This is a genomic window from Psychrobacter sp. H26, assembly GCF_059073035.1.
In genome coordinates this window covers 587121-611122 of record NZ_JCACRW010000001.1, presented here as the reverse complement: position 1 = coordinate 611122, position 24002 = coordinate 587121, and the positions used below count along the sequence as shown (strand labels likewise).

Annotated in this window: 19 protein-coding genes; 4 read left to right on the top strand and 15 right to left on the bottom strand. The window is 38.2% G+C overall.

Features of this window, described 5'->3' with window-relative positions; translation table 11 throughout:
• Nucleotides 1–37: 37 nt before the first annotated feature.
• The 4 genes from AC5JPT_RS02530 to AC5JPT_RS02515 all read right to left on the bottom strand — a co-directional run bounded on the left by AC5JPT_RS02530 (nt 38) and on the right by AC5JPT_RS02515 (nt 7613).
• Nucleotides 38–2239: a GmrSD restriction endonuclease domain-containing protein gene (locus tag AC5JPT_RS02530; RefSeq protein ID WP_493856983.1), complete on the bottom strand. Its 2202-nt coding sequence runs from the start codon at nt 2237–2239 to the stop codon at nt 38–40.
• Between the two features lie 90 nt (nt 2240–2329).
• Complete coding sequence (locus tag AC5JPT_RS02525) at nt 2330–3166, bottom strand: phosphoadenosine phosphosulfate reductase domain-containing protein (protein ID WP_493856982.1); 837 nt, start codon at nt 3164–3166, stop codon at nt 2330–2332.
• A complete protein-coding gene (locus tag AC5JPT_RS02520; protein ID WP_493856981.1) occupies nt 3167–6532 on the bottom strand; it encodes a hypothetical protein in 3366 nt (1121 codons plus the stop codon). It abuts the gene before it with no gap.
• Between the two features lie 64 nt (nt 6533–6596).
• A complete protein-coding gene (locus tag AC5JPT_RS02515; RefSeq protein ID WP_493856980.1) occupies nt 6597–7613 on the bottom strand; it encodes a DUF4007 family protein in 1017 nt (338 codons plus the stop codon).
• A 164-nt stretch (nt 7614–7777) separates the two neighbouring features.
• Here AC5JPT_RS02515 and AC5JPT_RS02510 point away from each other — a divergent pair, with 164 nt between their 5' ends.
• Together AC5JPT_RS02510 and AC5JPT_RS02505 are read left to right on the top strand one after the other, a co-directional pair.
• Nucleotides 7778–8935, top strand: a complete 1158-nt coding sequence (locus AC5JPT_RS02510) for a cysteine desulfurase family protein (RefSeq protein ID WP_493856979.1) — start codon at nt 7778–7780, stop codon at nt 8933–8935.
• Nucleotides 8936–9070: 135 nt separating this feature from the next.
• Nucleotides 9071–9787 (top strand): 3'-5' exonuclease, encoded by a 717-nt coding sequence (locus AC5JPT_RS02505; protein ID WP_493856978.1) that lies wholly within the window; start codon nt 9071–9073, stop codon nt 9785–9787.
• Nucleotides 9788–10649: 862 nt separating this feature from the next.
• Here the strand turns inward: AC5JPT_RS02505 and AC5JPT_RS02500 are convergent.
• From AC5JPT_RS02500 to AC5JPT_RS02480, 5 genes are all read right to left on the bottom strand, one after another.
• On the bottom strand, nt 10650–11333 hold the full coding sequence (locus AC5JPT_RS02500) for a hypothetical protein (RefSeq protein ID WP_493856977.1): 684 nt from the start codon (nt 11331–11333) through the stop codon (nt 10650–10652).
• 395 nt (nt 11334–11728) lie between these two features.
• Nucleotides 11729–14866 (bottom strand): tyrosine-type recombinase/integrase, encoded by a 3138-nt coding sequence (locus AC5JPT_RS02495; protein WP_493856976.1) that lies wholly within the window; start codon nt 14864–14866, stop codon nt 11729–11731.
• Between the two features lies 1 nt (nt 14867).
• Nucleotides 14868–17180 carry a hypothetical protein gene (locus AC5JPT_RS02490; protein ID WP_493856975.1) on the bottom strand — a complete coding sequence of 771 codons (2313 nt, stop codon included), beginning with the start codon at nt 17178–17180 and terminating at the stop codon, nt 14868–14870.
• Nucleotides 17167–17736 (bottom strand): hypothetical protein, encoded by a 570-nt coding sequence (locus tag AC5JPT_RS02485; RefSeq protein ID WP_493856974.1) that lies wholly within the window; start codon nt 17734–17736, stop codon nt 17167–17169. The genes AC5JPT_RS02490 and AC5JPT_RS02485 overlap by 14 nt, the downstream gene beginning before the upstream one ends.
• Before the next feature lie 243 nt (nt 17737–17979).
• Nucleotides 17980–18198, bottom strand: coding sequence for a helix-turn-helix domain-containing protein (locus tag AC5JPT_RS02480; RefSeq protein ID WP_493856973.1), 219 nt, complete (start codon nt 18196–18198; stop codon nt 17980–17982).
• Nucleotides 18199–18472: 274 nt separating this feature from the next.
• Here AC5JPT_RS02480 and AC5JPT_RS02475 point away from each other — a divergent pair, with 274 nt between their 5' ends.
• A complete protein-coding gene (locus tag AC5JPT_RS02475) occupies nt 18473–18745 on the top strand; it encodes a hypothetical protein (protein ID WP_493856972.1) in 273 nt (90 codons plus the stop codon).
• A gap of 863 nt (nt 18746–19608) precedes the next feature.
• Here AC5JPT_RS02475 and AC5JPT_RS02470 read toward each other — a convergent pair.
• A complete protein-coding gene (locus AC5JPT_RS02470; protein WP_493856971.1) occupies nt 19609–19737 on the bottom strand; it encodes a hypothetical protein in 129 nt (42 codons plus the stop codon).
• A gap of 82 nt (nt 19738–19819) precedes the next feature.
• Here AC5JPT_RS02470 and AC5JPT_RS02465 point away from each other — a divergent pair, with 82 nt between their 5' ends.
• Entirely contained in the window at nt 19820–20005 is a 186-nt protein-coding gene (locus tag AC5JPT_RS02465; protein ID WP_493856970.1) for a hypothetical protein, read from the top strand.
• Nucleotides 20006–20227: 222 nt separating this feature from the next.
• On the opposite strand, the gene AC5JPT_RS02460 is transcribed toward AC5JPT_RS02465, so the two are convergent.
• From AC5JPT_RS02460 to AC5JPT_RS02440, 5 genes are all read right to left on the bottom strand, one after another.
• Nucleotides 20228–20638, bottom strand: a complete 411-nt coding sequence (locus tag AC5JPT_RS02460) for a type II toxin-antitoxin system HicB family antitoxin (RefSeq protein ID WP_201599334.1) — start codon at nt 20636–20638, stop codon at nt 20228–20230.
• A 143-nt stretch (nt 20639–20781) separates the two neighbouring features.
• Entirely contained in the window at nt 20782–20964 is a 183-nt protein-coding gene (locus AC5JPT_RS02455) for a type II toxin-antitoxin system HicA family toxin (protein WP_493858417.1), read from the bottom strand.
• A 118-nt stretch (nt 20965–21082) separates the two neighbouring features.
• A complete protein-coding gene (locus AC5JPT_RS02450) occupies nt 21083–21481 on the bottom strand; it encodes a hypothetical protein (protein ID WP_493856969.1) in 399 nt (132 codons plus the stop codon).
• A gap of 420 nt (nt 21482–21901) precedes the next feature.
• The gene (locus AC5JPT_RS02445) at nt 21902–22582 is read right to left on the bottom strand and encodes an arylamine N-acetyltransferase (RefSeq protein ID WP_493856968.1); all 681 of its coding nucleotides are present in this window, start codon (nt 22580–22582) and stop codon (nt 21902–21904) included.
• Nucleotides 22579–24000 carry an asparagine synthetase B family protein gene (locus tag AC5JPT_RS02440; protein ID WP_493856967.1) on the bottom strand — a complete coding sequence of 474 codons (1422 nt, stop codon included), beginning with the start codon at nt 23998–24000 and terminating at the stop codon, nt 22579–22581. Before AC5JPT_RS02440 ends, AC5JPT_RS02445 begins: the two co-directional genes overlap by 4 nt.
• Between the last annotated feature and the right edge of the window lie 2 nt (nt 24001–24002).

The following is a 24002-nucleotide window of genomic DNA, read 5'->3' as shown; positions in this document are numbered from 1 at the left end:
ATTTAGAAACAAGCTCTTTGTAGTATACGTTCTAATATCAACTCACAACTTGTTTGAATACGTCGATTAAAAACTCCTTGCGTTCTTCAAAGAAACTTTCAGTCGGTATATAAAAATCAGTACTACCAGTAGATAGCACTTTATTCTCTTCAAATAACATTTTGGTCTGTATTAAGATAAAATGATTTTTTAAGCCAGCTTCCTCAAAGAATTTAAAACTTTCCATGACAGGTTGATTGGATTTATCACGATTTTGAGCTCCTGGTAAAGGCATCATATTGCCTAGCTCATTCACGAACCTCTCTCTATCTATATGCTTAAAGTATTTGTTTTCTGCTAAAAAGTTAACTTTACTAGGCTCAATATGGTCAAGCTGCATTTCAGCCACATCTGCTTGGCTTATAGTGTTCGCAATAGTAGATGTTGTTAACTTCATTGTAGATATATCTAGACTCATTTTAATGAGTCTGGCGAAAAGAATTCGAATAGAAAGTGTGTTCTTACTACTAGAAGTATACCTCCAATTTCTTAACCAGCTTTCAAATTCACTATTTAGATGATTGTTTAGCTCAACACTAATACTACATATATTAACTTTAAGAGAGCTTAAAAAATGCTGATTTATTAATGAAATAGCAAAGCTACGAGGAGCTTTGTAGTCTTTAGCCATAATAGCAACTTTCCATAAACTCTTTGACTGAGTAGTACATATATTATGAAGATCTAGATATTTTAGACCATTGCTTGCGTGACTTGTTTTTAAAAGCTCCTCTAAAATAGTTTTGACCTTAGATATTTCAAAGTCTGGACTAATAGATTCAATGTTCCTGAAAATAAAGTTTGTTAGCCCTAAAAGCACGCCAAACTGATCTTTTGCGTAGAGTAAATGTACAGTTTTATAAATTTCTGATTTTTCTGTACTATATTCTGCTTGTAAGGCAACTAGATCCTTTTTTTGGTATTTTAAGGAAAAGAGCTCCATAAACTTCTTACAAGTTAGAAAAATATTAAAATCTTTAGCTATCTTATATTGGTCATAACGGTTGTTCGAATCATACATGTTAAAGTAAGTTTTTAGAGCATCCCTAAAACCTTTTGAGTTGTCATGTTTTATACTTTCTGATCCGGTAATATATCCAACAGCTAAAAAAGTAATAAGTTTCTTTTCGTAGTCTTGAGTCTTATTAAATATTTCATTGACCCACTTATCATCCAGCTCCTGTAATACCCTATCTTTCTCTTCTTCACCAACTTTTGAATCACTTTTTAAAACGTAATTCTTATAAAACTCATTCTTTATTAAATCTAAGTCTTCTAGAGCTAGAGCTCTATCATTCAATACCTCGAACAACGTATAGGCATCATCAGGATTACCGGTTTGAACAATACAAACTTTTACATCATCTATAAACTCTGAAATTATATCTTTAAAACTTATAGCCATTTGTATTGACTTAATATGAGAGGGAGACTTGATCTCAGAGTTAGTTTTATTCCTAATACTCTCAAATATAGTTTTTATTGAGTTTACATATGTTTGCTCATTAGCTGAATAAGGTATTTGGTACTCATCTAAATCTATTGAGAAGTTTATATCTTTTTCGTTTTCCAAGTTAATATCGAGTGCACACATTACTTTTATAAGTGAAGTATTGAATGAGCTTCTATCGTATTGGAGGTTTAGGGTTCTATTACATAATAGCCTACGAATTTCTGTCATTGAGAAATATTTATTAAATGTTTCGATAGCAGCATCAAGATTTCCATTGCTCAGCTCGTCTATGATTATATTTTTTATCTTGCTTAAGCCTGATAATGAAGTAGGACTGCTATCATCAGAATCGAGAATTATAACGTGCTGTAAGCTACCTAACATTTCATCATAGAGTGTAATAAAACGCATTGCATAGCCTTGGTATTTTAGTGTTGCTAATACCAATGATCGAAGAGTCATCAGGCTTACGAAATTTGCCAAAAACAATGTTGTAAATCTTTGTTGACCATCGATTAAGTCATGAGGTTGATCAGTATGTATCACTGTTACAATTGATCCACAGAAATAATCACTATTTTCTTCATGATTAAACCAATCGGTAATTAGTTTCTCAACATTCTCTGGAGCCCACTTGTATGGTCTTTGATAGTGCGGAACTTTTAATGGATATTGCTCATTGCTATTATCATTAATAATTCGCCCCATTTCTTTAAAATTTCTAATTTCAGCGCCTTTCAGATCCATACTTTTCGCCCATAAAAAAACTGTTAACTTATATTTCACAAGCTAACAGTTTAGAACATTACAATTAATAGTCAATATTATTCGATATTCTTACTTGTGACACATTACACATGCTTTACCTTGACCATAGATGTCATCCATATCTAGTTCAGGCTCCCCATCAGGTCTAAGCGGGTTAACTTTAATCCGCTTTTTCATCTTAGCTATACGCTTCTCATGATCTGCTTTAATCTCAGCGATACGCTCAGGGCGACTAAGCTCTTCTAGAGATTCACGCTCCGACCAAGTAAAAGGGGTCTGATTAGCTAGCGCTTCTTTCTCATAAGCCATAGCCTCCTTAAAGGCTTGAGGATGACGTTCTAATAATCCTACCCATTCTATCTTGCGTTGGAAGAAACAAAAGGTACAGCCACTGCGTGTACGCCATTCGTAATACGACGGTAACCCTACTCCAGAGTTTTCTAGTATATCCATCACACCTGGCTTATCGATACCATCTTCTCTGAAAGGAAGTTTAATCACAAGCTTTTCATCGCTAGAGTCATAACCAGTACGATATGGCTCATCTGAACGAATAGCGACATATGAGTGTACCTCATAGCCATCATCTAAAAAGCCCTGCACCCAGTCTTGGAACGGTTTTAGCTTCATTTTAATAGTACACCAACGAGCCTGTGGTGATGGCAAGTAGTCATTATGTTGAGTTAACCAAAAATCAAAATCTCTGTCAGGATTAATATGTTGTACGGGCTTACCTAAGTAACCCTCTAAATAAGAGAGATACTCATACACCTCATCGAGTTCTTTGCCAGTATCCGTAAAGAAATACTCAATCTCTAAATCTGGGTAGTTATCACGCATATAAATAGCTAATGCTGCACTATCTTTACCACCTGATATACCCAATACGTGCTTGATTTTTGACATTTAAGACTCTTCCTTTTCAGCATCTTCTTCATCATTTAGAGCTTCTAAAAGCTTTGCAATCACAGCGATCCTATCATTCATATCGAATTGACTCGCTTTCAGAGCATTTGCAATTTCTTCTACTTTTTGATTGATAGGTTCTATATTTTTAGACGTAATATGCGCTTCTCGTACTCGGCTGGTCGTTGCATTAGGAGACTTAGTAATCACCCCGACTTTTTGTCTATCTGGGCTGGCATTCACATCAGCATTGACTTCTGCTTCCAAGAACTGAAAGCCATATGTGGCAATACGTTGCTGGGCCTTAGTAATGTCTTGGTCAATCCATTTTTTAGATGGCTTATTGCCTGCTAATAAACTAATGAGACTTTCAGCATCATTCATAGAGCCATCGTATTTAACAAGCCTCGCTATGAACGAATCTAGTAAATAATCACCTGACTTACCAAACAATGCTTCAGAACGTTGATTAATTTCGGTATAAGGATTAATAGTGTCTTCTTTTACCTTAAGGTAGTTTTGAAGGTTCATGTTTATATCAGAAACCAGATCTGGATAAACCTTATCTAACTCTTGTAGACCTTCGATGATTTTTTCTACTTTTGCATCATCGTCATCTGCTGCGCTAAAGAACTTTGGTAAGTCATCAAAGAGCAATTGATTAGGATCATTTGCTTTTTTCAAAATATCACGCAGCTGCTTAGTTTTAGGTGATAAAGTATTAGTACGCTGAATCCATGGATGCAAACTATAGAAAATACTCACTAATGCTTGCGCGATCGGTAATGGTTCATCTTCAATATGATTATTTAAACGAGCGCCGAACTCTTCTTGCAATCTGTCTCTCAAAACATGAATCCACGATTGGACACCCTCTAAAAAAGATACTTCTCTTACACCTACATCAGCAGGGACTTTAATTAGATACTCAGCCAGTAAGTATTGGACTGAAGGCTTGTATTCACCATTGATATAATTAGCTAAATCACTATGACGCGATAATATATAAGCAATATATAGAATTTCATGAAGGCCTGACTTCACGCCATAAGGAGGTGCCTGCCAAGCTTCGTAGATCTCCTTAGCAGTAACCAGATCTCCTTTAGCCTCAGAAATGATATTATCAGCACATTTCCAGATGGCTTCTAACTGTATATCATCAGGCTTAGAAAAATAATAATTACCGTCGCTATCCGTTTTGTGCAAACCATTTTTAGCAATAACTGATTCATAAACACCTTTCTCAGGTGGAAATTTATCGATTCCTAAGCTTGCCTCTTCACTACGTTCAATCATACGTTTAAGCAGTTCACGGATGGCGCCTTTTGCGCTAGGTGATGGTTTATTACGATTGACCAGCTCGTTATTACAAATGAAGTTTTGAGTCACTTGCTTATCGGCGATGGTTGATGCAAGTGCTGAAAGTTTAAATCGATTCAATTGGGTTTCAGGACTTGCTAAATGACTGCTATACCATTTCGATGCATTTAAACTCTTATCAAGCAACGTATTCAAAGCATCTTCAATTTCAACCAAACGCCCTTCAGTTTCTTGACGTGCAATCTTATCGTTCAGCAATCTCTCTTCGTTTTTTAAAATATTACTAAGTGCAATTTTGTCTTTCAACATATCGATGATAATCGTATGACTATCTAAGACGGCAACCACCAAATTATTAAATTTATCAGAGTTATCTATTTTTTCACAAACCTCTGTTGCCAACAATAATTCTTCATCATTTTTAGGTATAAGCAGACAAAAATATCCGACTAACGACGCATTGATACTATCTTGCAGACCCGTAAGTACATTTTCTAATGCATCAGTAACCGGAAGTAGTTTCACTTCCATCCAACGCAGACTACCGGTGAGTTGATAATGTTTTTTTGCAACGATAGGTTCAAACTGTTCTAGCTGCTCAAATGGTAGCGAGTCAAGATCTTGAATCTGTTCTCTCACCGCATCGTTTAGGTTAAAGTCGCTACCTTCACTAAGCACGTAGGATTGTTTAAATTTACTATAAAATATAATTGAAGCAGACTCTAACGACTTTATAAGCTCATTCAGCTGTCCTTCATCTATACCTAGTAATTTCTTTAATAGCTCAGGACTTGCATGCACTCCTGTACCATCTGCGAAAATACTAATCAAAGCAATTATTTTAATTAACTTAACGGCAGCCTCGTCATCAAGTCCTTCATAACGGTTGACCGCCGTTTGAGACAGTAGCCATTGTTTACTGTACTCAGAAGCAATAATAGCGCTATTCAAGTTACTATCCAGATAATCCCAAAACTGATACGGCTTAAATAGAACAAACTCATCCAACAAAGTGTTTTTTAGATAATAGCCAAACCCATTTGGTTCAGAAGACATTAAGAAAGAGAAAATACTACGCTGATTTTGTCCAAAGTTCTTTTGAGACAATTTGCATAGCAAAATTGCTACAAGCGGATGTAGGGGAAATACATCACTTAGCAGCTTGGTTAAACTCTCTGAGTTGGTTTGACGGTAATTAGCAATATTAGCAACTAGCGATTGAATTTGTATTGTGAACTCATCGCTGTTTTTGTATTTTTCTAACTGTTCATTCGTTATATTAATGACTTGACCAATCAGATAAATCTGCTCTTCAACTGATAATGTAATGGCAAAATCGACAAACCTACCCTGAATCTTCATCCATTCATTATGTGTTTTAGCAGTCGCTTGACGCGCGTAAGCTGTAAAAGATTGATGCAACATACCAACTAAAAGTATTCTTCCATTGGTTCTATTCACAAATTCAGCAAGCTGCTGCAGAAAATAAATGTCATCTGGACGATGGCTCTTGGCTGCACCATCAAACACCTTACCTAGCTCATCAATAAAAATAATCAGACGTTGTTCATCATCGATATAGCCACCTAATGCCTCTAAAATATCTTTCGCATCTGCACTTGAGGGTAATCCTAGCGCATCTTTAAATATTTGCTCTGGCGCTATCGTTTGACCTGTTAGGTTAAGCGTTTTCCATTGTTGGTCTTTAGAGTTAAAGTGTTTAACAATAGCAGTCTTGTTTTTTTTACTTAACTTAGAAGATGCGATTTCAACAATCTCTTTATCATCACTTACCAAGCCCTGTAGAAACAAAGCCAAACTCGATTTGCCAGATCCAAAAGGGCCTGTCCAAGTAAACGCTGTCTGTCCGCCTTTTATATGACCAATCATATTTATTAGAATTTGTTCATATGACGCAGTACAGTAAAAGTTACTGATAGGACCTTTGTCGTTGCTATCAGCATGGATATTGATAGAGCGTTGGAAGTATTGATTTCGCTCGATGTGGTCAATAAGGTAGTTATCTACATTAGGGCTAGTATTCATGACTATTTATAACTCTATAATTAATTTATTAAAAATACCGTAATTAAATATTTTTTAGGACCTATCAATGGCTATAATCTTCATTTCGCATATGCTCTACGCATTGCTCAAAAATGGCATCAAGACTACTACCATCAGTTATTTGAAATTGACGAATCCCAGCAGACTGAGTCCACGTCAAAGAATAGTTAGAGTCTTGCAGTTGCTCTGCATAATCTATAATCGCATCTTCATCTAACATGAATGCCCGACCTGGAGAACATTCGTCATAAGTACACATCTCTAACGACAAGGTATCAGCTGCCCCATTATGAATCCGCCAACAGTTAATTAACGAATAAACAAAAACATGCAGCGTCAAAGAGTTCTTCTCACCTCGTAACGCTCTAATATTCTGCTTATTAACACGAGTCAATAGCCCAAGCTCGACTAGCGGACCTTCTAATACATTTTCAAAATCGTCATTCGCTTTGCGAGTTTTTGTTGTGTAATTTTGAATTAAGCATTCAATATCTTTCTTTATTGTTGAGTCTGAAGGAGCAGATAAGCCATGATCTTTAAAGAAATCTTTTAATAATCGAGCAAATTCTTCTCGACTTAACTCTGACTTCGTATTGATATTAAACAGCCAATAGTAGGTCATTAAATTAGGGTTTGTGACAAGGCATAAATGCAATAGCCAAATGGTCGAAGGCGACTCTAGATAAGGGTCCAAACCATGATCAGCAAAAATATTGACAGAGTTATAGAAAGTATTGAGTTGCTTGGTTACATCTACAGTATCGTTTTTCGAAATTTCATCAATTATCGTAGTAGGCTGTGTATTATAATAAGCACTATTATCTCTGATAATCATGGCCGTCTGTGTTGACCAAAATCGCATAGCATTCAACATATTTTTACCAACACCAAAGTCAGCAATAGCGGTATCTTGAGAAAAAACGTTGTTGATTTCCTCAGACTCTGGCTGTACTGCTATTTGATCATGAACCTTTTTTAACCAACCATATCTCAATGGGAAAGTATCATGGCCTGAAAGAGTTGGTTTTATATTATCTATCAAAGACGCAAAGTAACGCATAAATATCAATCAATCCATATAATTTATAATAAACTCGTGTAGCTGCCTACATCATTGGAACAACTCTCCAATGCGAGAGTATATCATGTTACTATCTCTAAGTAATTAGATTCTAGTTTTTTCATCTTAAAAATCATCCTTATAAATAAATAACAGAAAAACATATGAAAAACATATACTTAGATTATAACTCGCATACTCCTTGCGATACCTTAGTCATTACTGCAATGCATGATATATGGTCACAGCCTGGCAACCCTCATTCAGATGGGCACTCTTTTGGTTGGGATAAACAAAGATTAGTCGGTGATAGCCTTACGACATTCGCTGATATATATGACTGCTTTGAGGAAGATCTCTTATTTACTTCGGGAGCTACTGAAGCAAATAACTTAGCCATCTATTCAGGCATCTCTATTGCCAAAAAAATGAACCCTCAAGCAAACACGATCCTAACTAGTCACTTAGAACATAAATCCGTCTTAAACCCGTTAGAAATAGCCACTGATAAATATAATCTTAATTTAGTTTATGTAGAAGTTACATCAGACGGTGTTATTGATCTACAAGATATGAAGAATAAACTTGATCATAATAATGTGCTATGGGTTTCTTGCACGATGACCAATGGCGTTATAGGAACAAACCAGCCTATCTATCAAGTTGCTGAGCTATGCCAGCATTACAATGCGATGTTGCATGTAGATGCCTCACAAGCGGGTTATATGAATATCGCCTGTCACGATTTGGAAGTGGACTTTCTCACACTATCTGCTCACAAAATATATGGTCCATCAGGTATTGGTCTCTTGTACTCAAAGCATCTCCAGAACCCTGAGTTTATGCCCATAATTTCTGGTGGCGGCCAACAAAACGGGCTTCGTGCTGGCACGTTACCTGTACCACTAATTGTTGGATTTGCCGAAGCAGCTAGAGTATTAGATGAAAGTAAAGAAGCGGAGGCTTTACGATTGAAAGAACTGAGAGATACTTTACTAAATGGTTTGAATCAAGCTCTTGCAATCCAAGTTTTTGGTGACTTGGATGAGCGTCATCCTGGTAACTTATACTTAGCGATTGAGAATATTGATAGTATGCAACTTCTTAACAACGTACAACCAAATCTTGCTTTTTCGCTTGGATCTGCTTGTGATGGCTTAAATCGTGAATACTCGCCTATCATGAAGTCGATGGGTGTAGAAAAAAAGGTCGCCGAATGCGCCTTTAGAATTTGTGTCGGACGAATGACTACGATTGCAGAAGTTCATTCGACAATAGATATGATAGTAGCTGAAGTCAACAAGATGAAAGTCATTGAGTAACAGCTATGATATTCCGCCTGAAGGTAGCATAAGGTGAACCAAGATATCACTAGGAGTTAATACAGTAATTATAAATTAGGTAAGCTCGTAAAAAGTAAATGTCTCATATCAAATTAAGCACTACTAAGGCCAATTATGACCACATACATACTCGACACCGAAACCACAGGGCTTATTGATCCGCATATGACTGAAGCGGCCTACTCTATTATTGATATAGAAAATGGCAAGGTGACGGTATTACAGGAACCAAGAGCTAAGCGCTTTAATCCTTTAAAAGAAATTAGCTTGGGCTCTATGACAATATCACATATCTGTGATGAGGATGTAGCGAATGAACCACCACACACAGACTTTAGACTGCCTAGCAGTGTTGACTACTTGATTGGTCATAATATTGATTTTGATCTGGCCGTTCTTAAAAATGCGGGTGTGACTCATGCACCCAATCTGATTTGTACCAATGCGATGGCTAACTTCCTGCTTCCTATGCTTGAGAGCCATAAGCTAGTATCACTCCTCTACTACTTCCATCGAGATGTAGCACGTGCTCAAGCAAAGAACGCGCATGCTGCCATTGCTGACATCTACTTCACTGAGCTAGTGCTTTGTAGCTTGATTGATTTGGCGAATACCCAAGGTCATCATATAAGTGATGTGAAGAGCCTATATGAGTTTAGTCAAATGGTGCGTATACCCACACATATAAGTTTTGGCAAGCATAAGGGTAAGGCGATTGCGGATTTAGCTGCGAGCTCTGAAGGTACTGGCTATATTAAATGGCTCCTCAAACAAGACAGTATTGACCCTTATTTATCTCAAGCATGCCAGCAAGCATTAGAATCGGTATAAATACACGGATGTAGTCGGTTTTATAGTCGAGCTATGTTGAAAATTGAGATCGATACTAGAAATGGTTAACGCTAAAGTAGATTAAGTTCTTATTAAAAATATAACTTATTAGGTAGTAAACCCCTCAATACCATGCTATTTAAAATATCTGCATATATCATAGAACAATCATACTCTGACAAGTCAGAAAAGCTCTATATGCTATTATTTATATATTGTAGAGAGCTGAGGTATAAAACTTATTTTTCTTATATGACACTATAGTTAATCCACAATAATAGCGATACAAGAAAACCGAGCGCAAGTTATACATGTGTTTACTCATTTTATATATTCTCAGCGTTGTTAGTTGATATTAGGACTTTGCATACATGACAACGTGACATGCTATTAGATATGCACCTTTCAGGAGATTATAAGAAATGAAAGGTACTAAAAGAGTCACGGATATAGAACGAATATAAGCTATATAGCATAAGGTTTGTCACGGTGTCACGTTAAAACCAACTATCCTACACCACTCTACTATTACTGAAAATGCTATATTCTAAGAATATAGCAGAGAACGCAAGCATTAAAAAACAAGTGAAGCTCGACCTTATAATCATCATAAGAGTAACTATAGATCAAGCTTCGCCCGTAAAACACTTTGAATAACTTGTTAACAATCATCTTATATACAGTGATAATAGTTTTATGAAAACCCAGTTTCAAGCACTAATCAAGTGCCAAAAACTTAATTATCAGTTCCTTGTATCAAGCAAATAGTCATTTAAACCATCGTCTTTAGCAAAGATCAACACAATGTAAATTATTGTTCAATATTAATCCGAACTTACCGCATATATGTTCAGACTAATACTTAGTCATAATGACACGTAATAGTCTTTTTCTGAGCACTGTAAACCGCACCTCTATCTACCATATCATCCCAATAATCCATGGCACGGGTAGTAAAATTTGGCCAAATGACTCCAACATTAGCACTCGGCGCAAATTTTAAAATATCTTCACCACCTGAAGACTCACCTCTAAATTTAAATATATATCCATCTAGTGGTTGATTACGATATTTTATGCCATCTTTAAAATCGACATAGTATTCAATGTACTCTTGTCCCTCAATCATTTTTACATCTTGGATGATATCGCGATGCTCTTGCGACCATTGTGATCTAGGCTTTATAAAGTAAGTGTAATCCTTTGAGCCTTTGATACTGTCTGATAACGACTGGCCTTTTAAAAGCTCAAAATCTAATTGATCGCCAGTACAAGCATATTCCATCCAGCCAAAATGATAAACCATATCACTAGTTGGTATAGTTTGTGGCTTGTTTGTTGTAGAAGTAGCAACTGTTTTCATAGTTTCTTTTGGTGCTCCACCTAAACCCAGTCTAACGCCCTCTGCTGCACCTCCTACAACTTCTGTAACCAAAGAACCCATGCTTTTTGCTATGGTACTGCCCATTGCCTGACTTTCAGCAAAACCAGACAACGCAATAATGCTACTAACAGCCAATAAGCATAACGTACGCTTTGACTTCATAATACTAGCTCTCGTATGATTAGTTAATTTATCGATAGATAATAGCAAATATTTGTCGATAAATTATCTATTTGTCTACTGAAGCTGAACTTTGTTTTCATGATTTTTACTGTGTTCTCACTTTTCTTTTTGGTTTTAGTTTAGATTTAAATAAGCCTTTCATAACATGCCAGCAGACGCGTTAGTCATGCGTTGTGATCGCCAACTGTAATATCTAGCTATATAGAGCACTTCAGTCATCTTATGCCCTTACACCTTTTTTACCGTGACAACGTGACAACGCTTATGCTCCATAGTACTCAGAGCAATATTACTCGTGACAACTTCTCGGTCGAACAAGTGGAAAATCAGCTTACAGCCCTTTCAACATATAACTTATCGACCTGTCACTTCATTTAGATAAGTAACATCAGTAAATACCCCAAATATTTCAACATACCCGACGAGGCATAATAATCATCTGTCATCGCTAAGTTTTTATCAGACCGCTTATGCTTCTTCTGTACCACTCTCACCTCATAGCCATGAAAACTCTCACGAGCACCGATACGTATTGAGCTATCAAGCCCTAGCTCTTTTTTAACATTACGTGCTGCTTGCTCACTATGCGCTCTAATCTGCCAATGACTGATATCGATCAGATGACAACCTACTGTCACGAACTGCTGTAGCATCTCAATCTGTGTTTCTTTAATCCCAAAATGAATCGATGAGGTATTTAAGTTTTGTTTACCTGTAAATATTTCTACAAACGATTTCAATCTAGCAGGCTCATCAATTGACATTTGATACGCTCGATCAAGCGCTTTGACTAGAATCTCTTGATTTTTATGTCCCGTTGGCGCACTTAGCAACAACCTATCATCGGTAAAAACCTGACGAGCTTTATCGTAAATTTGTCTAGCTTCATTGATAGCGATCCCATGCCTTAGTGCGACCTCTACCAACCGCTCTGCTCTTTTATCAACACTTATTTTTTGCAGCTCTTCTAACAGTGCAATCACATCATAAATTTTAGAATGGATAAATATAGAAAGTCGAGTATTCGCTGCGTCATTTTGTGTGTTTTTCTCATAGTCTGTATTAGCTAGTGTTCTATTATAGGAGAGTAGATACTCTTTGCTCGCAACCTTATTGATTAAATAGCCACGTATCTTATCAAGATGAACCTGTTTGGTACTGGCATTATATGCCCTGCCGTCTTGCCTATTCACTGTCTGGTAACCAATGCTAGTCACCATCTCAAATACGGTTATAGGCATAAAAAGTTTGGCTTGACTCATTTGCCAACCCGCCAGCAGGTGCGCTGTATGAATATAATGCTCGAATGTCGTATCAGGTGTTAGGTGCCCAGCAAAGCTGGCCAGCCCAAACCATACTCCCTGATCTTGATTATATGCCAGAACCCCTTTGGAGATGGCCGTGCAATGCGTAGCATCGTAATCTGTTAATAACTGTGCCAATGGTGACTGATTGAGCACAACCGCTAAATGGCCAATTGCCGTGTGCCGCAGACTGTGAAAAGTAAAATCATGATCACCAAGCAATCGATCCCACATAACCTTCATCAGGTTACTAAAGAATATATGAGGCAACGGCTGATCGCCTGATCCTTGCGAAAACAAGTAGCGTTGTTTTAGTCTGGTTTGATAGTGATATAAACTAAGGAGCTGCTCTAATTCATCTGGTTTGAGTAGACAGTCTACTGGTATCACTCGCTTGGCACTGCTGCTTTTTAGCCGTCGATAACGATTGGGTCTCAGTAATATTTGAGGAAATTCAACTTTTTTATCGAGGTTGTCAGTATAGATATCGGTCACATCTGAGACTTTTATACCAATTAATTCATTTATACGCATACCTGTACGATATGCCAAACTCAAGACGACTAAGCACAGTCGTTTCTGATCAGAATCTAAAGTTGATGACTTGAGATAATCTTTCATAGCATGATAGATACGAGGTGATACTATGTTTGCTTTAATCACTTGTCGGTTATTACCCCATGGAAAATACACATAAGGTGCATCAAAATACAGTCGCTGATAATCATGAAATGCTTTCAGACGCCCGTAGGTGAATTTCTGGCTGTCTTTTAGGCGGTCAAGATGAGATAGCGCTTGACCAGTAACATTTTTATCATTATCTATACCACTAGACGTATCATCAAACTCTGAAGACTTGCATAGTACAGATAACTTGCGACCATCTTTCACCTTACTCTGAATAATCTGCTCGTAAACTTCCTCAAAGTCATTGCCCTCCCACTGATCAATATCCTCATCCATTGTCAGCATCAACCAGTCGCGGCCAATGCAGCCCACATATTTACTGATAGTATTAAGCCGAATGCTAGTATCAGCAAGCAATGCTAATACCCAACTAAGCAAGCGTTGTGCATTAGGCTGGCTAGCATCTGTCTTTAATATTGTGATAGTGGAAATAGCGTCATTTCTAGTTAATCTAAGTGCCTCTTGAACTTCTTTGATCACATTTTTACTAAAGCTCGGGTAGGCTATGGTATTGCTCTTTTCTTGTGCTTTCTCTGATAATTGATAACTGGCATCAAACAGCTCAGACCATTCAAGTGGCTCAGGACTTGGCTTGATGAGCTCTCGGTTATAATGGATTAGCTTATCAGTAGGCAAACCTGTCGTCTTTATATCTCCTTTTTTTACCACGGAAAGCGCCCCATCAATAAGGCTACCCTCTAGCTGTCGCCAATGGTAGTTAGCATATTTTATGAGTAGTGAGTGCTGCGGGCGATCGATATCTTTATTGGTGAGTTTAAGCGTTTTTGAGATATCGCTAATTATGGTATTAAATGGCTTTATCTTGGCCGTGTTTAACTCTTTATCCTTTAGAGCATATAAAAAACACAAGCTCATATCATCAGGAACATAATCAACGAATCGCTTTAGACTGTCACTCTCATCAGCCGCGCAGCCATAATTATCATCAGGTACGCTAAGCGGTATTATAGCCAAATGCTCTACTCTGCTTTTTTCATCAGTTGCTGGCATGTTAATTTTATACACACAGTGCTCACCAAACAGCCAATCATAGAGCGCTCTTACCACCTCAATGTCATTCATACCACCATACATGATGCTGCAATACAGCAATCCCTCAACCAAGTCGTTTACTGAGAAACGCCGTTTTCGTTGCCAAACCTCTATCATTGTCGCGCTACTGTCTGCCACAGCATGTCCATTCACAAACCAATCATAGTTAATGGTCAAGCGCTCACGAGTTGCCAGTATCGGTACCACAGGCTCCTTAAGGTATATCTGGTGAGCTTTATTATAATCACGAACAAACTCTAATAACCCGCGCCGCGCCAATTGGAAGTTTTGAGCGGTATCGAACCGTTCTTCTAGTAACTGGTTAATTGCTTCGTAATGATGCTGCAACTCACAAGGCAATTGCATAGAACTTTGATTGATATATTCTTCGATTAATTTTTTAGCATCACGCTTGATACTCTTTTTAGCCTCTTCTCTATTAAGATGTCGCAGTTTATGAGCACTCATATTATCCATATAGATGAACCTCAATTTGTTTTAAGTGAAGGTCTGTAGCAATCGCATCTAAATGGGGACTGAGCGTATGCAGCTGATTGATAGAGCTTGATGACATCGGGTGCATAAATTCTTGATCAGCATGCTCGTGACCGTAAAGCGCGCAAATCAGATAATCAGGCACGCGCCCTGTAAGCATGGATCTCAGCTGATGACGCAGCCAATTGTCCTGATGACTAAAAAAGTCTTGCAACTGGTATCGGACGCGGCTTGGCGTAATACTGGCAAAGCCTTTTGGGTTTTTTTGGTAAATTTGAATAAGGGGTTGTTCTGATTGCAAGATGTCATTGATGGGATAAGGTGCTGTTGGACATAATGAATTATAGATAGCGGCAAATTGCTTAATATAAATAATGTAGTTTTGAATAGCCGTTATCAAAAACTTGCTAAGAGGAATGAGCCTGCCATCAGACTGCGCATGGCGCTCTTCTTTATCAGATACCCATAATGTGCGCCGCTTAAAGTCAAACTGGTGTAGCAATCCTGGTGCGTGCTTGACTGGACGAATGCCGGTTTGGATCATAACAATGTGCCATAGCCAAATGCTATAGCTATTGAACTGCGCAATATAGCGTTCCATGTGCGATTTTAGATTGCCATTAAAACCCTCGGCACTGACAGCCAGTTGATTAAAGAACTGCTGGCACGTTGTGGTCTTTAGTGCCATATCACTACCAATGTGGCTTCTATGCCCGTTCATCGGTACGCTACACTCATCTATTAAAAGTGCTTTTTGCTCATCATTACAGTATTCAGTTATCAGCTCTACGGCTTTTATATAAGTTTGCTCTAGCTCTACCGTTTTAGTACTAAGGTAATACAGCGCAGAACTATGCCGTACATCAACGCCTGTAATCATGTCAGCATATAAGGGCTTATTAAGCTCATTTTTGATGAGGGTAAATAGGCCTGCTTCAATATATTGCGGACTCAGTGCTGGTAGGTTAAGCAGATCTTTAGCATAAGAGATAGCGTCTTTAACAGTATCGGATGAAACGGTAATTTTATCCTCAAGCATAATTTGTAAAGCTTCAGGCAATGCACGATAAAAGGTACTGCCATAGCTTTGTCTGTGGGCAAGCAGATGACTTCGAGTATTGGTCGTCACATCAATAGTGATGGCAATGCTACTAATTTTACGGACACGGTCATAAATGAAATACTGCCGTTGACTGTGACTGCATTGCCAATCAGCAATGATACTATCAATACTAAGACCGCTTAGCAGTGATAGCAGTAAAACGGCATACCCAGTGCCACTCTCTTTATCAACATTCATAAAGCGTTGCCAAAGCGTGGCAAATAGCATCTGATATCCAGTAATGCTTAGCTGACGATGATTGGTTGGAAAATGAAATTGGTTACGGCGGGCATGTTGATGGTTATTTTTCAATCGCCATTGCTGCAGCTCAGAGGATTTAGCAATTTGTGTGGCTGGCTTAAAGTCATTGTCTAGCAATGGTACTTCGTCGTCATCGGCAATATTTTCAGCGATTGCCACGTTACTGTGCTTTTTTGGTTGTTTCGTACCAAACACTATTTTTTGTAGCGGCTCATTGTCAGTACTCACCACTGTCTTGGTGACTGTTTGAGCCGACTTTACGCGTTTAGTATTTTCAGTATAGGTTTTACCAATAAAGGCCTTATTATCAATCGCTACCTCATAAGCCAACCTGATTTGACCGATTTTACTAGAAAGATATTGGTTCGCTGTTTCACCTGTTGCCTCTTCCTGTTTGACACTCGTTTCATATTGTCTGATATAAGATAAGCATGAAGACAAGCTATCGCATTGATCGTGAATGCGGATTAACTGGTCGAGAATGCTACGCTGTGGATCAGAAGGTCTTAGCGCCATACGAACACGCACACCAAGCTTATCTATTTTGGCAAAGTGCTTGTCATGGCGTGCTGTGATCATAAATATCACTTTTAAGTAGCTACTCATAAACCGCCAAGCATTACTCTTAACGTCTATCGCACCATACGCCTGATAAAAGACAATCAGCAGATAGCTGACTGCCCACTCTCCAGTTTTACCCTGCCGTATGATTTGTGTCATTACCTCAGTGCAGTCTATGCCAGTAAAGTCTGCAAAATTAGACTCCGATGTTGAGGACAGTAAATCAATATCATCATCTGACACTAAATTAATTACATCAATCACAAGCTGAGACATTTGTATGTGATGTGGTGAGCCTACTGGAATAAGCTTATCCAACACTCGCCTGTCGGTCACATCATTAAATAATTTAGTGTGACCCATAAGAAGTGTCCATCCAACTCAGGCTTTTGGGCAGCCCCAGCATCGCCTCATCATTGGATACCTTACACTGCTGATACTGATAAGCACTTTGGCTGATACCAGCAAACCTACAATAATTGTCTACCGTAAGGCGCTCAATATTCATGAGTTCGCAAATAATACTTTTTGGTGCACTAGAGCTTAAAGCCTTTAGAAACTCAGGATGATTAATTCCCCTTGAGAAGGCCAGCTCGACAACCTCACTCCAAGCTAAGCGCTTAATATCTCTCAGGCTTTCAGCGGCAACTAAGCAAGGCTGACGTGAATTGGCCTCTTCTATTAGAATTTCATCAAACCTTCTAAACTCATTAAAAAAATAATAAGTCTCGTTTTTATCATTTACCAAACGTAGTGGTGGTCGATAATAATCATCCAAGCTAGCCATATTTATACTAGCTATTCTTGGCCTAAATTGATGCCATATCAACAATGCCTTTTGCGCATCTTGATGAACAACCAAATTATATTTACTGAAAGTTATAAACTTCTGAGTAGGCTTTAAATGAATATTATTCATTTTAATATCAATAATAGTGAATTATATTAATTATGATATGTTATAACTTATCGATTGTAAAGCCTTTAATATTGCTGTTATATTTTTATCCCTAGCCAACTAAAATACTGATTCACAACCATTTTTTAGACAAAAAAATACTCCCTAACCCATGATAAATAAAGGCTAAAGAGTATTTTAAAATTTCAATTTTAGTTGGGTGAGGAGGTTAACGTCTTATATCAGTCGACCTTCCTATCAAGCTTAGTTCTCTTCATTATCATCGGGAATATACTTCAAAATATCCCCTGGGGTGACTTTTAATACTTGGCACAACTTACTCAGGGTATCGAATTCTATGCGAGTTGTCTCATCGTTATAAATTCTATGAAGCGTTGACTTGCTAATGTCCGTCATTCTTACTAAATCTGCAACTCGCAATCTTCTTTCCGCTAAAAGCACTGGTAGATTACATGAAATCACAATAAAATCCTTATTGGTAAGTAAAAAATACTTGCCAGTGATTACTTTTCTGTTAAAATAATACTCGTTGGCAATAACTAAGTTTCCGTCAAAAACTATTTTATGCTGACTAACGCTCTATTATGTCATAGACTCATCTTGCTACTCAATAACTGGCTAACTATGATGAGCTCGACTTGTTAAATAGATATAGTCACTATAAAAATGTGACACTAATCATAGTCATTCTGCCATTAAAAAGGAGTATATTGTGGGCATCAGGATTGAATGGAGTATGATACAAAATGCTTGGGACAAACGGGTCTGTGAAGATTATTGGGCCTATAATCATAAAATCAGCTATGTAGATTATGTGCGTATGCTCTGTCAAAAATACAATATTAGCTCGCAAACATTGTTTGAAACTGTAAGCCAATGCTATGCTTGCTTAGATGATGTTTGCTGTGAATATTGTGGTAGCGCCTGTCCAATTGAAGTACCTGCTGATATCGCCTATATGCGGGCAAAAGAGAGTTGGTTTTGTGCAGTATGTGAGCATGCTATGTAGAGAAGTGACTTTATTAGCAAATAAATAATCAAATCTACTTTCAGCTAAAAAACCGATGTTTTTATCTGACCTAATCAATCCCTCTCACTCAAAACACTAACTCTATTCGTATTCATGGCGATTTGGTTTTCTTTAACTTTATTCCAGATAGTTTGCGAGTAATTGATTAGGTCTCTATCGGTCAGATTTTCAGTATCGAACAGCCCATTTAACCTTGCGACTATTTTTGATAGTTAATCCTCTCGTTTATCCTTAGTATTGCCAGCTCTACCGCTACCAGCATTCAGCGGAAAGAAACTATCCTCTTAAGCTTTAAATCCTATTGAAGTAGCTTAGAAAAGCGGTAGTGACTCATGATAATATTACTGAAATAAACCTCATTATCGAGCCTCTCACGTAGCATAGGTTGTAAATGGTGAGCGTAAAGACTTAGCTTCTCTATATCCTTATTATCGTAATCGATAATCTGCGACATAAATTCATAATTTATCATTGTGTGCTTATTCGTCTTTAAACAGCTGGCTAGTGCTAAAGCTCACTGACGATTACGCTTTTGATAAAATTATTTTATGGATCAAGTAGTAATTTCTTAGATGCTTATAGCCTTGTTAACGAGGGTTTAAGATTATTAATGTGATGAATAAATATCGATAATGATTAGATATAGGTAGCAGCAAAAAGGTTGCTAGCACTATATACGGCATAGTGTTAGCAACCTTTTGGGTTCAGGAATTTACTCAGGTGAGTTTGTCAAAATTGGGGTTTGTCAGCACGCGACTGCGCGGTTGGGTTATACGCAGCTCTAACCTCTTGCGATGCTTGGTTTCTGGCAGCGGTTTCATTAGCTATTTGCCCAAGGCCACTCATACCAAGCACGCTATTGGTGTTGCGCAGTCGCTCTTTTTTCTTTCTTCCTCTTGATTCGCCCAAGAACCACCTGCTCCATTGACACCCCAAGAGTCACCAGCACCACCCATCATTCCAAATGCCATAACCATCACCTATAATTCAATTAGACATTAGCTGAGTCTAGCGGATATACTAGTTAATCTAAAACCTTACAGGGGTAGGTGCGTGACTAAGAAGCAATTAAGGATTATTGGTGGGATTATTATTCTATTTAGCTTATGGCTTGTCGGCCACTACCGAATAGAGGGTGTGATGGCGGTGGTGCTCACGTTTGGCGTAGCGGCGTTGTTTGAATTGGTTTTAATTAAAAAGTTTGCATCTGATAGAACGGACAAAAAGCCAAACCTATGAAACAGTTTTCTGGAATAGAAAAGGCATCGTTATATTGCTATGTGGTTTTTGGTACTTTGTCCTTGTAGCATGGGCACATCGTTTTCTATCCTTGATTAATGAAGGTCTGGCAAGTTTGATGGTGTTCATTGCTATTGTAGTTTTCATAAAATAACCCCCAAAGTTGTGTCCAACTTATGGGGGTCAGTTCAAAATCAAGTCTTTTTTATTAGAACACTAATATCAATGTGCAAAAAAATTCTTTTCTGCCAACAATGCAATAAAATTACTTCTACTCTTATAACGTTCTTTATTGCTTGCAACTTTCTCATCAATCATATGAATCAGACGACTTGGTAAAGTTACATTGATTTTTTCAGTTTTTCCGAGATAACGATTTACATCGACTGGCGCTAAAGCCCAAGTTACACCTTCGTACTCTGGATTATCCATATAAGCACCGATATCAGAAGGAAGTGGGATTTGTTCTCCGTCTTCTACCAAGCCTTCTAAATGCAGCTCGATAGCTTCAATCGCCATATCAACAGCATCTTGATAGTTATCAGCAGCAGAAAAGCATCCTGGTAAATCAGGTACACGGATACCATGCGCTGTATAACTATCTCCTCTCTCGATTGCGATAGGATAAAACATGGCTAGACTCCTTTATATAGGTTTTATTAATTCAACGGTATAGATTATTTCAAAACAGATTTTTTATTAGTATTTACAAGTTAGCTGTAGTCAAACGTTAGCTTCGTTTGCAAACAAAGCTAACTATTGCTAAAGCCACTGGATCATTTCAATCCAGCTTGTTTGAAAATACTATTAACAGTACCTTTCGGTAGGTCTTTTTTAGGGTGTGGGACAGTAACCCTGCCCTTTTTAGTTTTATGCTTGTACTGAAAATGACTACCCTTAGCGGCGACCCAATACCATCCATCTGCTATGAGCATATCTATAAGCTCGGATGACTTAATAAAAACCTCCTATAATCAAAATTCATTTCTATTGTAACAACCATAACCCTAGGGTTATAAATTATTAAGTACAATATAACCCTAGGGTTATGAGATGTCAAATTTATTCTTAAATATTTCAAAAAGGGGAAAAATCAGCTACTGCGATAACCTCGCCAGCCACCGCAACCTTGACGTCCATATTCTGAGTTGATGGTAGGTTAACCGCAATCTCTGGCACAACCTGCCACAGCACAAGCCGTGATAATGTAGGAGCAAGCTCTGACAGCTCGCAGATATTTACCACTGCATCAAGTTTAATACGAATACGACTGGTCAAAAACCTATCTGTACGCGCGGTATCGGTCAGATATGAAGGATATTTGTGCGCTAAGGATCTAGAATGCCAAAGCCTCATAATTTCATTTTGTTTGGGGTATAGCATATCAAGAACAAACTGCAAAAATCCCAGCCCGCGCTCACTTGCCAGCGCTTGCCAATTGGCATAGATAATCCGTATCAGATAGCTCGTCATCATCACGCCTGAATACCACCAGACCGTCTAGCTTAGTAAAGCACTTTACGACCGACTGACGACCCTGGCACGGCACGCTATAGTTAAATATAGTTGAAAATACCATTGAGCGCATCAAGAGAATAATCATCAACCATTTATGCAAATACATTCGCGATCGCTTGCTCAAGCTCGCCCACTTTGTGGCTTCTTACAATCGAACCAATATACTCACTGGTCGGTAAGCTGGCTCGCTGCATATCTACCCACTATATCGGTCATACTGAATTGCCGCTATCAGTGGTTTGCGTTACCCTGATAATGATGATATCTTCAGGAAAATAGGCCCACTGACGTGGGACCTATGCCGTCAAATCCGTACACATCAACTTGGGAGATTGTAGTATTGCGTGTGGAATGAAACTACCAGATCAAATTTTAGAATTAGTTTCTATTGCTAAATTGAGATTCAAGTGGCTTAATATCATAGCCAAAATATTCCTCTATAACGTCTTGCAGGTTATTCATATTGATGTTCAGCATCTCCTCGTAGCCACTATTGCTGTAAATTTCTAATTGGGTATCTCGAATAAATAAAAAGCGTTTACCAACAACCATCGAGAAACGCAACTGGCTACTAAATGGATAGATAATATCGGCAGAAAAGCGGTTTTCAATACTGTGATAGATTTCGGTTTCAGACTTTGCAGCGATATCAATTTCCATTTGTTTTTTTTCTACATTACGTTTTCGGTGGTAGACTGTGATCACACCATTTTCTATTGCGGTCCTAAAGCGCATACCGTAATACTCATATAAAATGGGTGTTGCGGCTGGAATAAGTTGAATTGATGGCCATCCATTGCCAATATCTGCAAAGTAGCGCTGGTTGTTTATTTCAAGTCTTACTAGTCGATGAATATCTTTTCCACCAATGCGAGCAGAGTGCAAGTATGCATCTAACCCAACTGCTTTGGTTGCAGCTAAGTAGCTCAGGGCTTTGTCTGAGCATGTACCGCCATATGCCATTGTTGCAGGGTGTACGTTGTTGAGTAGGTATAAGTTATGAAATGGCTCTTGCTTAAATTTATCGAGTAGTATTTGTTGGGCTAAATGTACAGTCATCTATGAGCCCCTCCTCGTTTAGCAATAGCAGAATCAAATGTTGGATAGCTAAAAAAGTAAGGATCGTCTACATCATATGTGAATGTATCTTTCCATATTTCCTTAAGTTCTGCTATTTCTGTATTACCGTTACGGGTTAAATGGTCCACTACCAACTTTCGGATGCCACTGCCAACATCAAAAGAGGTCTTTTTTCTGTTTGCGATCTCGGCAGGCAATAAGTGCCTAAAGGCGTCTCTAAGTGCTATCTTGTTGTGACCTAGAATATAGAACTGTTTATGCTCAAGGTTATCGGCAACTCTCTTTACTGTCCGATCTAAAAATGGACAACGAGCTTCAATACTATGTGCCATGCTGCACTTATCAAGCCTACGAAGTTCCGTAAAGTGCATATCGGTTATCAGCTTGGTACGAGTAATTTGCCACTCTTGTTCGGATAGTTGCTCATGGTAACCAGCAAATAGCTCATCTGCCCCCTCTCCGGTTAGTACTACCTTTAAGCCTTTCCTCTGTACTGCTTGAGCTAATAAATAGGTCGCAAGACCATTGCTAATGATCGATGGATTGTAACTTTCAGTTGCGTAAAGTACCTTATCAATCAATCCGGGTAACTTTTGCTCACTTGGTAATGGGATGTAGATAACTTGCTTTAATCCTAGGTGTTTAACAAGCATTTCAACCATAGCAACATCAATACTATCGGAATCTCCCAGAGTAAAATAAGTTACATCTTGGCGATGCTGACAAGTTATAGCCGCAATAATCGAGCTATCTAGACCTCCGCTCAGGAAAACACCGAAGGGCTGTTTAGGTAAGCGTTTAATGACTGCTTGTTCCATTGCTGAAAGCAGATTAGATGTTGTACTAGTTAACTGTTGGTGGCGTGCTATTTGAGTAAGCGTGCCCGTGGCTAAGTCAAGCTGACTAATACCAAGGGGTACTTGCTCGAACCAGTCAATATTTTGTAGAGCTTTAAGTTCACTGACAACAAATAGGTTGTTATTGGTGTGACCGTAAAACAGTGGCTTTTTACCCATATGGTCGCGAAACAATAGAATCGAATTTGTCTCCAGTTGATAAATAACCCCTGAATAAAATCCGTCTAATTCGCTTAGTACCTGTTCACCCAGTTGAGCAAATAGTGGTGCGATTACATGTGTATCGCAGTCGCTATTACGGAGGAGGTTATATTGTTTTGCAAGTAAATCTGCATTGTAAATCTCGCCATTAAAAGCTCCTATCATGCAGCTGGATTTGTAAGGTTGGCGTCCTGTAATGCTTTCATCATTAATTGCCAAACGTGCAAACCCAATAGCTAATTTCTCCTTAATCCAATAATGTTGGTCGTCAGGACCTCGATGAGAAAGGCGAGTTAAAGTAGCTGATATATTTTGTTCGGCGGTATCACCGTGAAGCACGA

Bases quoted from the DNA above. Each gene is read 5' to 3' on its own strand.
- AC5JPT_RS02530 (WP_493856983.1), bottom strand. From the start codon at position 2,239: ATGGATCTGAAAGGCGCTGAAATTAGAAATTTTAAAGAAATGGGGCGA.
- AC5JPT_RS02525 (WP_493856982.1), bottom strand. From the start codon at position 3,166: ATGTCAAAAATCAAGCACGTATTGGGTATATCAGGTGGTAAAGATAGT.
- AC5JPT_RS02520 (WP_493856981.1), bottom strand. From the start codon at position 6,532: ATGAATACTAGCCCTAATGTAGATAACTACCTTATTGACCACATCGAG.
- AC5JPT_RS02515 (WP_493856980.1), bottom strand. From the start codon at position 7,613: ATGCGTTACTTTGCGTCTTTGATAGATAATATAAAACCAACTCTTTCA.
- AC5JPT_RS02510 (WP_493856979.1), top strand. From the start codon at position 7,778: ATGAAAAACATATACTTAGATTATAACTCGCATACTCCTTGCGATACC.
- AC5JPT_RS02505 (WP_493856978.1), top strand. From the start codon at position 9,071: ATGACCACATACATACTCGACACCGAAACCACAGGGCTTATTGATCCG.
- AC5JPT_RS02500 (WP_493856977.1), bottom strand. From the start codon at position 11,333: ATGAAGTCAAAGCGTACGTTATGCTTATTGGCTGTTAGTAGCATTATT.
- AC5JPT_RS02495 (WP_493856976.1), bottom strand. From the start codon at position 14,866: ATGAGTGCTCATAAACTGCGACATCTTAATAGAGAAGAGGCTAAAAAG.
- AC5JPT_RS02490 (WP_493856975.1), bottom strand. From the start codon at position 17,180: ATGGGTCACACTAAATTATTTAATGATGTGACCGACAGGCGAGTGTTG.
- AC5JPT_RS02485 (WP_493856974.1), bottom strand. From the start codon at position 17,736: ATGAATAATATTCATTTAAAGCCTACTCAGAAGTTTATAACTTTCAGT.
- AC5JPT_RS02475 (WP_493856972.1), top strand. From the start codon at position 18,473: ATGATACAAAATGCTTGGGACAAACGGGTCTGTGAAGATTATTGGGCC.
- AC5JPT_RS02470 (WP_493856971.1), bottom strand. From the start codon at position 19,737: ATGGCATTTGGAATGATGGGTGGTGCTGGTGACTCTTGGGGTGTCAAT.
- AC5JPT_RS02460 (WP_201599334.1), bottom strand. From the start codon at position 20,638: ATGTTTTATCCTATCGCAATCGAGAGAGGAGATAGTTATACAGCGCAT.
- AC5JPT_RS02450 (WP_493856969.1), bottom strand. From the start codon at position 21,481: ATGATGACGAGCTATCTGATACGGATTATCTATGCCAATTGGCAAGCG.
- AC5JPT_RS02445 (WP_493856968.1), bottom strand. From the start codon at position 22,582: ATGACTGTACATTTAGCCCAACAAATACTACTCGATAAATTTAAGCAA.